Source organism: Microbulbifer sp. VAAF005 (assembly GCF_030012985.1).
Taxonomy (GTDB): Bacteria; Pseudomonadota; Gammaproteobacteria; order Pseudomonadales; family Cellvibrionaceae; genus Microbulbifer.
Genome location: NZ_CP120233.1, coordinates 1,134,676 through 1,147,799, shown reverse-complemented (window position 1 = coordinate 1,147,799; position 13,124 = coordinate 1,134,676). Strand labels below are relative to the sequence as shown.

The 13,124-nt window shown below is 44.8% G+C and carries 12 protein-coding genes; 2 read left to right on the top strand and 10 right to left on the bottom strand.

What is annotated here, in order from left to right; all coding sequences use genetic code 11:
• Positions 1 to 6: 6 nt before the first annotated feature.
• Both P0078_RS05020 and P0078_RS05015 read left to right on the top strand, forming a co-directional pair.
• Positions 7 to 561 carry an RNA polymerase sigma factor gene (locus tag P0078_RS05020; protein ID WP_282933383.1) on the top strand — a complete coding sequence of 185 codons (555 nt, stop codon included), beginning with the start codon at positions 7 to 9 and terminating at the stop codon, positions 559 to 561.
• Positions 554 to 928: a hypothetical protein gene (locus P0078_RS05015; RefSeq protein ID WP_282933382.1), complete on the top strand. Its 375-nt coding sequence runs from the start codon at positions 554 to 556 to the stop codon at positions 926 to 928. The genes P0078_RS05020 and P0078_RS05015 overlap by 8 nt, the downstream gene beginning before the upstream one ends.
• 140 nt (positions 929 to 1,068) lie before the next feature.
• On the opposite strand, the gene P0078_RS05010 is transcribed toward P0078_RS05015, so the two are convergent.
• From P0078_RS05010 to P0078_RS04965, 10 genes are all read right to left on the bottom strand, one after another.
• On the bottom strand, positions 1,069 to 2,124 hold the full coding sequence (locus P0078_RS05010; protein ID WP_282933381.1) for an alpha/beta hydrolase: 1,056 nt from the start codon (positions 2,122 to 2,124) through the stop codon (positions 1,069 to 1,071).
• Positions 2,125 to 2,462: 338 nt separating this feature from the next.
• Complete coding sequence (locus P0078_RS05005) at positions 2,463 to 3,347, bottom strand: alpha/beta fold hydrolase (protein WP_282933380.1); 885 nt, start codon at positions 3,345 to 3,347, stop codon at positions 2,463 to 2,465.
• A 205-nt stretch (positions 3,348 to 3,552) separates the two neighbouring features.
• The gene (locus tag P0078_RS05000; protein ID WP_282933379.1) at positions 3,553 to 4,980 is read right to left on the bottom strand and encodes an alpha-amylase family protein; all 1,428 of its coding nucleotides are present in this window, start codon (positions 4,978 to 4,980) and stop codon (positions 3,553 to 3,555) included.
• A 180-nt stretch (positions 4,981 to 5,160) separates the two neighbouring features.
• Entirely contained in the window at positions 5,161 to 5,760 is a 600-nt protein-coding gene (locus P0078_RS04995) for a glutathione S-transferase N-terminal domain-containing protein (RefSeq protein WP_282933378.1), read from the bottom strand.
• Between the two features lie 183 nt (positions 5,761 to 5,943).
• Positions 5,944 to 6,396: a hypothetical protein gene (locus P0078_RS04990; protein WP_282933377.1), complete on the bottom strand. Its 453-nt coding sequence runs from the start codon at positions 6,394 to 6,396 to the stop codon at positions 5,944 to 5,946.
• A gap of 919 nt (positions 6,397 to 7,315) precedes the next feature.
• On the bottom strand, positions 7,316 to 8,041 hold the full coding sequence (locus P0078_RS04985; protein ID WP_282933376.1) for a hypothetical protein: 726 nt from the start codon (positions 8,039 to 8,041) through the stop codon (positions 7,316 to 7,318).
• Between the two features lie 744 nt (positions 8,042 to 8,785).
• Complete coding sequence (locus P0078_RS04980; protein WP_282933375.1) at positions 8,786 to 9,859, bottom strand: hypothetical protein; 1,074 nt, start codon at positions 9,857 to 9,859, stop codon at positions 8,786 to 8,788.
• A complete protein-coding gene (locus P0078_RS04975) occupies positions 9,856 to 10,557 on the bottom strand; it encodes an OmpA/MotB family protein (protein ID WP_282933374.1) in 702 nt (233 codons plus the stop codon). The genes P0078_RS04980 and P0078_RS04975 overlap by 4 nt, the downstream gene beginning before the upstream one ends.
• Entirely contained in the window at positions 10,550 to 11,860 is a 1,311-nt protein-coding gene (locus P0078_RS04970) for a MotA/TolQ/ExbB proton channel family protein (RefSeq protein WP_282933373.1), read from the bottom strand. The genes P0078_RS04975 and P0078_RS04970 overlap by 8 nt, the downstream gene beginning before the upstream one ends.
• Complete coding sequence (locus tag P0078_RS04965) at positions 11,860 to 13,092, bottom strand: class I SAM-dependent methyltransferase (protein ID WP_282933372.1); 1,233 nt, start codon at positions 13,090 to 13,092, stop codon at positions 11,860 to 11,862. The genes P0078_RS04970 and P0078_RS04965 overlap by 1 nt, the downstream gene beginning before the upstream one ends.
• Between the last annotated feature and the right edge of the window lie 32 nt (positions 13,093 to 13,124).

Below are 13,124 nucleotides of genomic sequence, written 5' to 3'. Positions count from 1 at the left end.
GCGAGTATGGACCTCAATGACGAGGAATTAATCAGGCGGGCCGTCAAAGACGGGGACCAGCGGGCATACGCCCAGCTGGTTCGTCGCTATCAATCTCAGCTGCGATACTCGCTCCGACAGCTGTGTGATGGTGACCAGGGTCTGGCAGACGATATGGCGCAGGAGGCCTTTATTAAGGCCTATAAGGCGTTGCCGGCGTTCAGGGGGGATGCCCGCTTCAGCACCTGGCTGTACCGTATCGCCTATAATCTCGTCATGAGCCACAAGCGTAAGAATATGCCCGATGTGGATCAAGAGGCAGTGGATAGGGCTCAGGCCGATGAGGCTATTGAAGAATCCCGGCAGTTAGGGATGGCTAGGGACCTCACTGCCGCGATGGATACCCTGAGTGGCCCGCAACGGCAAGCAATCCATCTGTGTATGCACAGGGGCTTTTCTCACGAGGAGGCGGCAAGTATTATGAAATTGCCGCTTGGTACGGTAAAATCCCATGTCAACCGTGCTCGGGCCAAGCTGCGTAGCTTGCTACAGCCCTGGCGTGAGGAGGTGGTAAATGGTTAACTTTGAACAGCGCAACACGAAAGGTAACGCCTTGAGTGAAATGGCATTAGAGGGCAACGACCGGGAGTTTGACGCCTGGCTAAGTGAACAGCTCCAGTTCAATGAGCCCCATTTGGATAACGATGGTTTTTGTGACCGCGTGATGGCCGCGCTCCCTGCGCAGCCTAAACGCTCAAAGCGTCGTTCCAGTTACTCTCAGTATATCGCGGTAGCAGCTGCCTTAGGGATCATTGCCTGGCAGTTCCCTTTCAGTGAGGTAGTTGCCGAGATGGCCAAGCAATCCATTAGCTTGTATAGCTTGGTAGGTGTTGGACTTTTATCTTCTTTAGCGGTAATGACCGGTGGCATTTTCGCCGCACGCCGCTAACGAGAGCCTGCCTTTATAGAAGCCCGCACCTAAATCATGATAGGGCGGGTAGCTTCCTTTTTTACTCTGCAAACTTTCCGATAAGTTTTAGTGGGCTCGCTTCACATTGAGAGTGTGTCTGGCCTTCGAGTAGATTTTTGTCAGCCTTTGCAGCGAGCGTGCTCTTCAGCCTGGTTGCACATCTCTTTCAATATGGTTTCCCCTGCCTCTTCATAGCCATTGTTCAGCAAGTAGTCTGCTGTTTCGACTGTGGCATCGACCCCGCCCGAAATTTCTTTAATGGTGTATGCGATATGGAGTTTTAATTCGCTAGCAGCGTTTTCAGAGTCGGAAATGGCATGGTGGGCCATCAAGCGCTGCAGGGTATTGGTGGGAATAACTACTTTGAAGCCAAATTTATCTGATAAATTACGGTAGTGATTTGTCAGTCCATCAAACCCACTTACTTTAAGTTCGTAAGTAGGTTCCCACCCTGTAAAAGTGTGTTGAAGGGCAAATTGCATAGAGTGATGTTTAGTCGTTCTGTGGGATTGTTCTGGGAATTTCTGGAAGGTAAAGATTGCACCCGGTACATTTGCGAGAGCTTGGTTCAATTCGTCAAATGGGACTTGCATATGATTCCCCTCATTAGCGATGGTCACGGTCAGCGGGGAAAGCTCTTTAAGTTGTTTAGGTGCTAAATTGGAAACTCGCCCGGTTATATATTTATCCTCTAATGATGGGCTAAACGCAAAGTACTGTGAAAATGGTGCTTTGTCGTTTAGCCAGTAGTCCAGTACGAAGCGGCCAGAGTTGGAGTGCCCAGACAAAATACTAAAATCTGCGGTTCGATAGTTTGTATTGACATAGGGCACAACTTCGTCCGCTAGGAACTGAGAAAATGCTGCCGATTTACCTTGATTTGGGCGCAACTCCTTACCCATTCCCTCTACACCAATCACGATAAAATTGGGCACTTGGCCTTCAAGTAAATCGATAGTAGACAAAGTAGAAAGCATGTCCCACTGAGCATGTAATACGTAGAGCACAGGATATTCTTTGTCATTATCCTTATATTGTTCGGGAAGTTTCACCAAGATGGTTCGGTTTTCACCAAGGAAATCTGATTTGATTTCCGTCTTTTGTGCGAGAATAAAATCTGAAGCATTTGCTATCAGCGAGCACACACTTATCAAGGCTAAAAATAGAACTCTCATTTTCCACTCTCCATGTGGGTATTATTTTAGGGTGTAATACTAAAGTTCGGGTTAAATTAACCAGCTAAAACTGGTTGAAGAAAGCTGCTTTTGCCTGCTTGTCAGGTATTTTCAGTAGAGGGTACTCGTGTCGACGTGCGCCGATGTTTGTGCCGGAAGAAGTTGCCAATTTATTGTTATATGACTTAAATCTATTTACTGACCCTTTAGATGTCAAGTGCCTTGACTAGGAGATATGCCTTGTTGAGCGGGGGTAAGTCGAAGAAGTAGGGCCTGCAGACTTAAAGCTTAGGGCAGGCTGAAGTCAGTCTGCCCTAATTTTAACAAAATAGTGAATGCTACTTAGTTTCTATATTCTCCAGAAATTGATCGACCATTGCATTGAATTCATCGGGCCTCTCCCAAAACATCATATGCTTTCCCATATAAGCGGTAGTGGCGGAAGGAGTATTAGATTTGATCCATTTGTCAGCCACTTCCTTAACTTCATTTCGTACCACATACAGCATGGGAATCTTCCCTTCAAGGCCGATAAGGTCTTTGCTGTAGTCGAGGTAAAAACCAGTAGCGTTGGTAATTGCGGCGACGCTGCTAGAGGTTTGATTGGCGATATTAGACACCCAGGCAATATTTTCCGCAGTGGGATTTTCAAGCATCCATTTGACGAACTCTGCAATCACATTTTCGCGATCCTCAATAATCCCTTCAGTGAATGAGCGCGAGTATCCGTCTGAATCATCATTCAGATACCAGACCCACTCGTCCCGGCTGGCCCCAGAAATATCCGGGCCAGTGTCGATCATAATCATGGCTTTTATCTTGTCAGTGCCGAACTGGTTGAGATAGGCCAGTTGCTCGGTCACTCCATAGGACCAGCCCGCGAGAATCACGCTATCAAGCCCCAGCTTGTCAATCAGTGCAGCTAAGTCTCGAGCGTGTTGCTGATAAGTATGGCCCTCAACAGGCTTGGATGACATGCCCTGGCCGCGGGGATCATAAGCTAGCGCGCGATACTTGGTGGAGTCCTTGAAATGGGCAAGTTGATGCTCGAAAACCTTTGTAGACATCATCCAGCCGGGAATAAAGATGATTGTCGTATCGCCATTACCCGCTTGTTCGTAGTGGATAGTGAGAGAGTTGTCGATCTTAATTCTCTCTGCTGCCACATAAGTAGAAAAAATAGACAGGATGCTAAATAAAATTACCAGATGAAGAGTCTTCATGACGCAAATTAACCCAATAAAATTTCTATAACGTTATCAGAGGAAGTTCGTAGGCGAAGGGGCCTCGGCTACCAATATTCGCTTATGCCCACATTGTACCGTGGAATTACTCCTGTTAGTTGTTGCTGCAATATTGCCGGCCATATAAATTGCACAAACGTCCGTTTTATAGGGTTTATTACTTAAAGCCAAAGTAGGTGGGAGCTTACGGTAGTTGGTTATGATTTTTCCCATTTGGGTTGGTATAAAAATCTATATTGGGTGTGATTGCTCGGTATTTATCCAGAATGATCATAATGAAGAATAAAGGAATAAGTGACAGTGCTGAGAAGTGAAGTGCAATGAATTTGGTCTCCTCTTGTATGGGAGTGGAGGAAAATATAATTACTTCGATAATAAGTAAGAAAATAAATAAAAAACACTTATTGAAATCTGATATTGAGTCAAATATTTTGGGACCCAATATCCAATGCTTCCAGGATTTGTGCGCAATAGCATCTAGTAAGTAATAGAGACCGCAGGTAAAGCTAACCGATGTTGTAAGCAGTAGTTCAAATACCCAGGCGGGAGGCTTGCCTGGTGCGGGAGGCCAAGCATTCGTAACTCCAAATTCCGTAAAAGAGAGAATGGCAAAGAGACCGGTCGCCAGCAGTACAACTGGAAATCGAAAGACTAAAATTACCATACAGATTGCAGCAAAGGTCTCGAATACTCTCTGGGTTGGCATAAAGATCTCGGCGTGATCCGCTACCCAGGCCAAGGCTCCCCGATACCAATACGGTGTATTCCCGTATTCGACATAGGAGTTAATGAGACCTCGGTACCCTTCTACAGTAAACCAATTTAATAGCCCATCCTCAAAAACCTGAAAGACTAACATTACCCCGATGGTGAAGGTAAAAAGATCAATCCAGCGCCCTAATATCGGAGTTGAATCCTGTTTGGGGGGAGTATTTCGATACTTGTCTAAATACTTTGAAGCTATTGATAAAATGGCAATGGTAATGCTGGATAGGGCGCTTACAGTGAATACGTAATCGCCACCATTGCGTGACATTGTAAAGACCCCAAATAAGAGAGCAGATGCTACAACAATCGCACAACCCCAGGTTAATAGGCTTACTCTCGGTGCTATCACCGCGCCTAAAAACCGAGAACGAAAATTGTATTGAGAGTCTTTATGGAGCTTGTAAATGCTAACTGCCAAGATTAAGGCAAATAACGCAGGTGACAAAAACTCGAAGTACCAGCTGTTTTCTCCCATGTAAGTCAACCCCCACAGCAAGATAAAGCCGAAAAACATGAGTGTCGCGCCCAAAACAATAAAAACACGCAATATCAAGAGGGTTCCAGCAAGCAATAGTGCCAGGTGGAGTGTATAGGTCACAAAAGCTGAGTAGGGGATAAGGTAGCTGACCAGTGATTTGACAAGTGCAGGTGTGCCCTTAGTCTGTACAAGCTGATGTAATAAACTTGCGAAGACATCCGGTGCCATTTGCCCATTAAAAAAGCGCATGATAACTAACTGAATACAGGCTGCGCCTAAGAGGAGGCTGATAATGGCTAGCCAAGTAGTTTGAGATGTGGCGCTTCTTGCTTGCTCAGTACTTAAGTGTAGGCTGGATATAAGCATGTATCTTATCCGAGGCCCTTTAAGATTGATTGCCTTATTAGTGATTATGGCAAATTAGGTAAATAACTTACAAATTTTCGCCGTGTTGATACTGTTGTAACTACAAGGCTGGCTACAGCCAACCTTGTAATCGATGAGTTGATAAGAAATTTCCAAAGCGACATTTGGTGACAGCTTTAATTATGAGTTTCTCCACTCTGCAGCCAGGTCAATTGCTTGCTGCAAGATTGGCCACTCCAAAAGACTTTGCTGGTATTTGGTAGCTTTCTCGCTTAATGAGATATTATAAACATATAGTCTATAAGCGAGTATTGCGTAAAATGCGTCTACAGCCCCAGCAGAGCCGAACATGAAGGGCAGTTTTGCTTTCGAGAAAATATCTTCAATCCTTTTTAACTCAGCCTGAATTCCAGAGTTAATATCCGGAGAGGAGTTGCTTTTATCTAAAGTGAAAGGGCAGTTGCTTCTTAAAGCGATAAAACCGGAGTGAAGTTCAGCACATAGGCTTCTTGATTGTGCTCGCTCAATATTTGAAGAAGGGTACAAGATGCCTTTGGAGAGCTCATTAAAATACTCAGCGATTGCTAGTGAATCATGAATGTAAGTATCTTCAAGCAACAATACAGGTACAAGTCCAGCTTGGGAATATTTAAGTACTTCGTTTTTGTAGTTAGGGCTGGAGAGGTCTATGGCTTTGATCTCAATGTCAAGGCCTGCGATTTGGGTGCATATCCAGACTCTTAAGGACCAGGTGGAATCAGTGCCTGTGATTAATTTCAAAACATGTACTCCTTTTTGGTGTTGCTGGAGAAAGTGGCAGGGTATTCAAGAGTATCCGAGAAGCTGTATGTTGCCTCCCTTCGCGATATTTAGAATAGAGTATACAGAATCTAGTGTTTAAACATTATACTGAGACTTTCATGCTGACTGAAAATTTAAGGGTGAATTTAGAGGTAGCATTAATTAGTCAGATAGCTTCTTCAGTAGTTCAATAATGTTAGGTTTTTCATCTGTTTTTCTCATAAAATACCGGGGGTATACCTTGTTTAAGTTTGGATCTCTCAGCAGAAAAATAAATTCTCCGCCTAATGATGACCCTTGGATATTGCCGAGTTGATAGTGCCACATTTCCCAAAATTCTACGTAAAATTCCGGGGGGACATGATCAAGATTGTTTTTAATTACACCATTTGGCATCAATTTAACATGGAGCCTAATCTTATTCCCTGATAAGGGACTGGTTCTCCCATCTGGATTAAAGGTGATTTCTCCGCTTGAGGTGATCATATCTACCTTTTGAACCAGAGCATGTGGAACGTGATCGGTGCTTTCTAGAAACTGTCCCAGTGTTGCAGGCTCTATAGATGTTCCATTTGCACAGCTAGAAAATAGTAGAAAGAAAATCAACTTTTTCATGAGTATTATCTATTTTTGTAGGTTATACCAGGCACAACATTGATTGCCTAGGGCGGAGCTTTTTAATAGCTGTTTTCGTCAGTAATGTTAGTATTTCTGTCTGGTTTCGATGGTTTTTCTATTCTAGTCAGAATATGAAGAGCCAATTCACAAGCCGCTACTTACTTGTACCTCATTATTCATTGGTGCCTCAATAATGGCCAATCACACCATCGTTTACAAAGAGATATCTCTATGCTTTGGTGTTAAATCCTTCTTGAGTTGAATTTTGGTGGTTGCTATCTAGGGCTTTAGTAAGTATTTGTTCGGGAAACTCCTGTAACAAATCGTCGGCATGTACGATAACGGTTGTCGGTAAAAAGTGATTGTAAGAAGGGCTTTTGATAGGGTTTTATTATACCTTGTCTGCATCTTAATAAGTCTGAATAAATTTTTTAAGGCAAATGCTGGATCTGTGTTTGTGGGCGTATGTTGTGTCGGTTGGTATGTTCTCGGATTTTGATGTCATAAAGGGTTTTGGTACACTCCTGTCAAATTATTGTTTTAAATGTCACTTGTTTCGCGGATCATTATTTTCAGGAGGTGCTATATAAGTATGTGTTATGAAGTATTTTTTCTTGAGCGGCTGTAGGATGTAGGTTGGGTTTTTATGTTAGATGGATTTGGTTACTGCTAATTTTATAGGTTTTGTTCGATGAAATGTTCGGAAATATAGTCATTTAGCCGTTTCCAGTTGTGGAGGCTATATTTGGCATCTGTTCGAGATGGTATCAGTGTGAGAGAAGCCCGCCAGCAATTTGAGTCGGTGGAGCTTGCTGACGGAAAAAGAAAGTTTGTGTCATTTCTAAGAGTTCATCTCAAGTGAGATGAAGGTTATATGCTGAGAAAGTAAAAGAATAAGCAAGAGCTTTTAGGGTTCCTAGATGGCAAGATTTGGAGCTCGAAAAATTCTGTCGCGAGGAACAAATTGAATGTGAAGGTCCCGAGAAATATTTGGTTCGCTGATATGCGAATAATCTCCGGTCGCTGTGAATTTATACATTTGTAAATTTCGTCCAGCGATATACCTTCCTAATCCCCAATAGCCTTGGTAATTAATGGCCTGATCATCAGGGATTTGATTTGCAAGAGTGCTTATTCTGCGATCAACACGTCGATTTCCAATCATGTTCCTTCCCATTCTTAATCCTGTTACGTGTGCAGACCCAATAGGGATTATTCCTCCTGGGCGCCCACCTATATTAAAATGGTGAATAACACGTCTCGCTATTCCTTTTTGACGTTTTTCTGAAGATTTCCAAGCTCCATTTCCTCTCCATGAGTCTACGCATGCTATATCCCAATTTTTTCGAGTAGCCAATTTGATTAATAGCTCTGATGTTTCAGTGTCAGTTACACCCCCTGCGAAGTAGTCTTTTATCCTTTGAGGGTAAGTGGCTAGGCTCCCCGCAGCTTTAATTTCATGTGGTGCTTCAACGAACAGCGAGTGAGGTTGATCGCTATTGTCCGCTATAGCTTCAGCAGCAAAGGAGAAACCGTGGGGAACATCGTTATGTGGCTCTTGTATAATTACTAGGCCGCCGGCCTGTAAAGTAGCTCGAACACGGGCTTTTGCATCTTGCAGGGTTATATTATTTACTGGCATTTTTCTATCTCCATCTTACTATAGAATGACTGATTCAGAGTCAAATGTAATCGGTATCCCTCTCGTTGAGGAGCACCTTTTATTTGGCTCGGACTCAACTACAAATGCAGGAGCTATCATAATTCGGTTTGTGTCATGCTCATTTAATTATCAAGCTACTCTTCATTAAAGTTGGGTTCAAGCGATAATTTCAGCATTCTTTTAATGTTTACTTAAATTCACGAATTATTTATTTATCGGCTCGTCGTTATGGTAGATGGTGGCTGCCTAGTAATGCTGTAGCTACTTTTTTGGTTTGTAGCATGGGTTCTATTTTTTCTGCTGGTCGTAAATTTCTGTGCCGGATATGGTTGGTATTATGGAGGGGGTGATTAAATTATTTAGATTTTTATGATGATTGTTCTTTTTGGCGTTTTACTGAATTACGGTTCCGAGTCATCCTGGCATATGGGGAATAACTTTCTTGTGAAAAACAGTAACGAATTGATAGGGTGTTTCGAGTACACACAGCGAAGTAATTATTATTGTGCATTGCTTGCAATGCAGGATGCGTCTCTATTATTTTGAGCTTAAAAGCTATAAAAGATTTTGGGAGGGCTTCTATATTTCTGCTATAGCAAGTAAAAATATCGGAATCTTCAGGGCGAGTTTTGAAGCAATTAAATAGGCTAACTCTTTGATTAAAGTGGGTTAAGAGGGAATGGTATCAAAAGCAAGCTGCCGATAGGCAGCACTTTGAAGTGGCTAGTTGCTTAGCCCTAATTCCCGCTCAATCTGAGCCTTTTTCCAAACTGAGTAACTGGCTGGTATCTTTGCCTCTTTGGTGCCATCGGCAATAATGGCGCGGCCGAGGTTTGGCCAGCATAGTACGGCCAATACCCTAGGCGCGATTACTTGGAAGACTTTGGGTGGCCCCATTAAGGATTTAAGCCTCTGTATTAATGGTAGCCAGGATGCGGGGACTACCTGTTCTGCGATCATCCATGAGGCCTGGGGATCACTGCCCAGTTGCTTTGCCAAGGATTCATAGCGCAATGTAGCGGCTCTCAGTGAGGCTTGGGGTGGTGCGAGTATGACAGCGCGGGCCCTTCTCTCTGCACAGAGCAAGCAAATCTCTTTGGGGAGACCGCTACTTTCTGCAAGCTTTTGGTTGAGTGCCCATCCACTGGCTTTGATATCGCATTGGCAGATAGAGCAGTTATATTTCGGGTTTTCAGGGGTAAATACAGAGCTAACTTTTTGGGGGCGTTCGCCATTTTTCCAGATGAGAGAGTGTCTTCGAAAAATATTGCTGGCAAAGTATCGGGTATAGGTCAGCCAGTCGATATTGGTTACATTGCCGAAACGGTCTTTGTGTACAACGTCGGGAATATTGTGGCTGTAAAGGTGACGTAAGCAGTGAGGGCATGGCTTTAATTGATCCTGGGGAAATGACTTGCACGCTTCGCTATAGTCACTACTGATCCAAACCGGCCCCTTATAGCTATTCACTATTGGGCATTTGGGGTAAATATGAACTTGACCAAAAGAGTCCGGGTTTTGTTCCAGGCCAAATAAAAAAACCGGGATACCCCGGTAGCGCCAAGCCACAGGTACGCTATCCAGATCGCTTGAATCGAGTTGCATTCCAGTACGGATGGCTTTGGCTAAGCTGTTTCGATCAGACATTTCAGATAAGCGCTGTGCTAAGGGGCGTTTGCCGGCTGGGAATGAATCTCCACCGCTAATCTCATAGGATACTGACAATGCTCGTGTGGCGCTTGGCAGCGCTGTGATAGCCTGACGGTTTTGAATAGGCTGAAATTTTGTGAGGTTCACAGAGCTTCCTCAAGGATTTGCAGGATATGGCTTTCTGAGTCTCTAACTACCCTGAATGCTACCCGGCGGGAGCGATCCGGATCTTCTACCCCATTCTTATCCAAGACTGGGCGAGCCGAGGAGTAACCGACAGCTGCTACCTTGGCCCGTACCAGGACGGCTTGCTGCGAAGGCAGTAATGAATGGGCATATTGCATTACGGCTCGTGAGCGCTGTTGGGAAAGTCGCAGGTTGTGGAAATAACCTGCTTCCGGTGCGGATTGGTCTCCCCATTCAGAGCTTGTGTGCCCTTCGATCTGTATTGCGGCAATGGAATCCATATAGGGCGTCAGCACTTCGATGTAGCGAGGTACAAAGGAGGACATAATCTCGCGGGCATTGTCGCTTAGGGTAAAGTCACCGGTTTTAAATAAGGCATCACTGTTATTAAATGAGATGGCCAAGGTTTGCTTATCCAGGGACGCTCCCCATCGAGTTAAGTCGTGGGCAAATTCCTGTTGCAGAGTTTGATAGATGGCCAACTGGGTGTCCCGGTAAGACTCAGCGAGTTCACGAATCTTGGCACGTTCGTCGATAAGGGAGCGCATTACAAAGACGGCAATACAGAGAAATACCATCATCAGGCCAGCCATCATGTCCGATAGACTAATCCATTGACTATCGCTGGACTCACTACTGGCTTGCGTGCTTTCAAACATGCGCCTCTCCAGTGATTCTCTGAGCCTGCGCATCGATTCTCTTCATTTGCTGGATGAGCTGGCGGAAGTCTCTGGAGAATTCTCCGCTTAAAGTGCCTAGGGCATCGCCCATCGCTGCCATAACACTATCTACTTCATCGCGTAGACGCTCATCCAGAAGCTCATATTGGCGCTTGATGCTGACATCGGCATTACTCAGATCGCGAGTAATCACTTGTGACAATTCGGTAATCATCTGGTTGTGAGTTTTGGCGATCAGCTGAGCTAGCTCGGCCACGGATTCCCGGTGACTGGTAGCCTGCTCGTGAATTGCTTTAGAGAAGTGGTTGGGGTCCATACTGGTAACCACATCGGCCAGGGCTACGACCCTACTGGTTCTTTGGTCGAATACTTCCGCCTGGGTCCTACTCAGGGAGATCAGGTTGGAAACCTGGGCCCCCAGTTGCTGTTGAGCTTGGTCAATTCCTCGGGTGAGCGCTTCAAACTTGGGCGCAATATCGGGGATCGATTGCTGTAGAACTTCAATAGAAGCTTGCTGCTCATTCAGCATGATTGATATCTGCTCTGCGTGATTGCGCTGCTGCTCTACCAGGGTGGGAATCACGTTGAAAATTTCTGGCAGCTCAGTAATACGTTGGTGTAACAGTAGAAGGTTTTCCTGAGCACCATTAATTTCATTGAGAAGAGTTGCAGTTTGGTCGCGGTAAATAGTTGCGAGTTCTGCGTGCTGCTGATGCTGATCTATTAGGGCTTGCAGGGCAGGGGATACGGCCTCCAATTGCTGGGTAAACTGCTGTAGGTTCTCACCCATCTGGGCATTCAGGCCGCTATTAAACTTTTCTACAACCGCAGTGAGTGACTGTAGGACTTCATCACTAATCTGTCGCTGGAATTTTGCCAGATCTTCGCGCTGGCCATTAATAGCTTGCAGTATGTCATCTGCTGTCGCTTTAGGGGCTTGTTCTTTAGTGAATATTTGAAAAATTGTTCGCAATATCAGGGAAAGGAAGAGTCCCAAAATACTGGTCATAAAGGCGGTTTCCAGACCTTGCATCAGTTCTGAAATTGAGGTGTCAATATCGTTTAGATCAAACCCGTAGATACCGATAATGATACCGATAAAAGTACCTAAAATACCGAGGGCCGTCAGTAGTGATGGTGTTTCCTTTACAAAGCGGGGAAACTTGCCTAAAGGGTAGAGGATTATGGCTATAGCACCAATGGCAAGCATGACCATAAGAAAGGTGTCGGTAACCTGTTCCGCAGACAACTTGGTTAACCAGTGGTAGAAAAACTGGGTCATTATTTATCCTTTACAACTTTTTGCATTGTTATTTCGTGATAAAAAGGTCCGTTGGGTATTCGCCCGGTTCCCTGGCTGAGTACTTTCATCTCTGGTAGAGATTTCACAACATCGGTGATGGTGCGGAGTTGGGTTTGCTTACTACCTGAAGCGTGAATATAGGTTCCAACCTGGCCCGACTTTTGAATTTCAAATACACCACAGTTAACGGGAAGCTTGTTTTGTTTAAATAGCAAAAAGTGCATCACGCCACCCTCACTGAGATATTGATACAGGGCCTTAGTGATCGATTGTATTTGCTCGGTGGAAAAGAAGTTGAGAAGATCCCAGAGGAGGATGCAATTGAGATCCTTTGGCAGAGTTGCCTGTCGCAATGCGGCCTGCACTGCTTCTTCAAATGGCACTTTTCTGCTGGTTTGCCAAGCGAGTGATGAGTAAAAATCAGAAATAAACAGTTCACCGGCCTCCCTTTGGAGGTGCTCCATATTTCTCCCAGCCTTTTGCCCAATATCCAGAACTTTGCTGACCGGTGAGCGCTTAACGTGAGTCAGGGCGGTGCCTAGAGCGGTTAGCGAAATATTAGTAAGGCGGTTTTTCTGGAAGGCGGATACCGCTGCTGATGATCCACTGGCCATTACGGAAGTTGGCGATTTTACATTGCCATATTCAAACATTAATTCGATAAGGTCTTTACGCATCCCCTCTCTTTGTAGCAGGGAGGAGCGCAGGGAGAAGTTGCCCATAGTCTTCATTAAATTCAAGGATGAGTACCTATAAGTGGGCAGTGGTTCTTCCATGTGGAGCGGCTCTGTATTGAAGGTAAAGCCAGAAAGGCGCTTAAAGTCAGCGGGCCCCTTGGGCATAGTGCCGGTGTACAGCATTGTATGGAAAATGGTACGAGGCTTTAAGTGGGGTCGGATTTCCTCAATGAGCTTAGTAATAAGCTCAGGCTCCATAAAGTTGAATAGATCCCAACAGAGCACCACATCAAGCTTGATTCGTTGGGGCTTTTTGGTGAGATATTCAGAAAGCTTATCGGCCCTGACTTCTTTATCGAGGGCAGAGGTGTCCAGTAGCAGGCTGCGTAAATCTTCGATAAATGTCTGGCAGGAGCGCTCCAATAAAGGCTGTGTGGTGCCAAACGAAAGGCATCCCAAATCTAAAACTTTACTACCCGGTTGAATGACTTCATCCACCAAAGCAGCAATACCAAATGAATGATGCTGCAACATATTTCCCACACCAAAACTAAAGCCCCGGCATT

Coding starts and splice junctions, on each gene's coding strand:
- P0078_RS05020 (WP_282933383.1), top strand. CDS start 7: ATGGACCTCAATGACGAGGAATTAATCAGGCGGGCCGTCAAAGACGGG.
- P0078_RS05015 (WP_282933382.1), top strand. CDS start 554: ATGGTTAACTTTGAACAGCGCAACACGAAAGGTAACGCCTTGAGTGAA.
- P0078_RS05010 (WP_282933381.1), bottom strand. CDS start 2,124: ATGAGAGTTCTATTTTTAGCCTTGATAAGTGTGTGCTCGCTGATAGCA.
- P0078_RS05005 (WP_282933380.1), bottom strand. CDS start 3,347: ATGAAGACTCTTCATCTGGTAATTTTATTTAGCATCCTGTCTATTTTT.
- P0078_RS05000 (WP_282933379.1), bottom strand. CDS start 4,980: ATGCTTATATCCAGCCTACACTTAAGTACTGAGCAAGCAAGAAGCGCC.
- P0078_RS04990 (WP_282933377.1), bottom strand. CDS start 6,396: ATGAAAAAGTTGATTTTCTTTCTACTATTTTCTAGCTGTGCAAATGGA.
- P0078_RS04985 (WP_282933376.1), bottom strand. CDS start 8,041: ATGCCAGTAAATAATATAACCCTGCAAGATGCAAAAGCCCGTGTTCGA.
- P0078_RS04975 (WP_282933374.1), bottom strand. CDS start 10,557: ATGTTTGAAAGCACGCAAGCCAGTAGTGAGTCCAGCGATAGTCAATGG.
- P0078_RS04970 (WP_282933373.1), bottom strand. CDS start 11,860: ATGACCCAGTTTTTCTACCACTGGTTAACCAAGTTGTCTGCGGAACAG.
- P0078_RS04965 (WP_282933372.1), bottom strand. CDS start 13,092: ATGTTGCAGCATCATTCATTTGGTATTGCTGCTTTGGTGGATGAAGTC.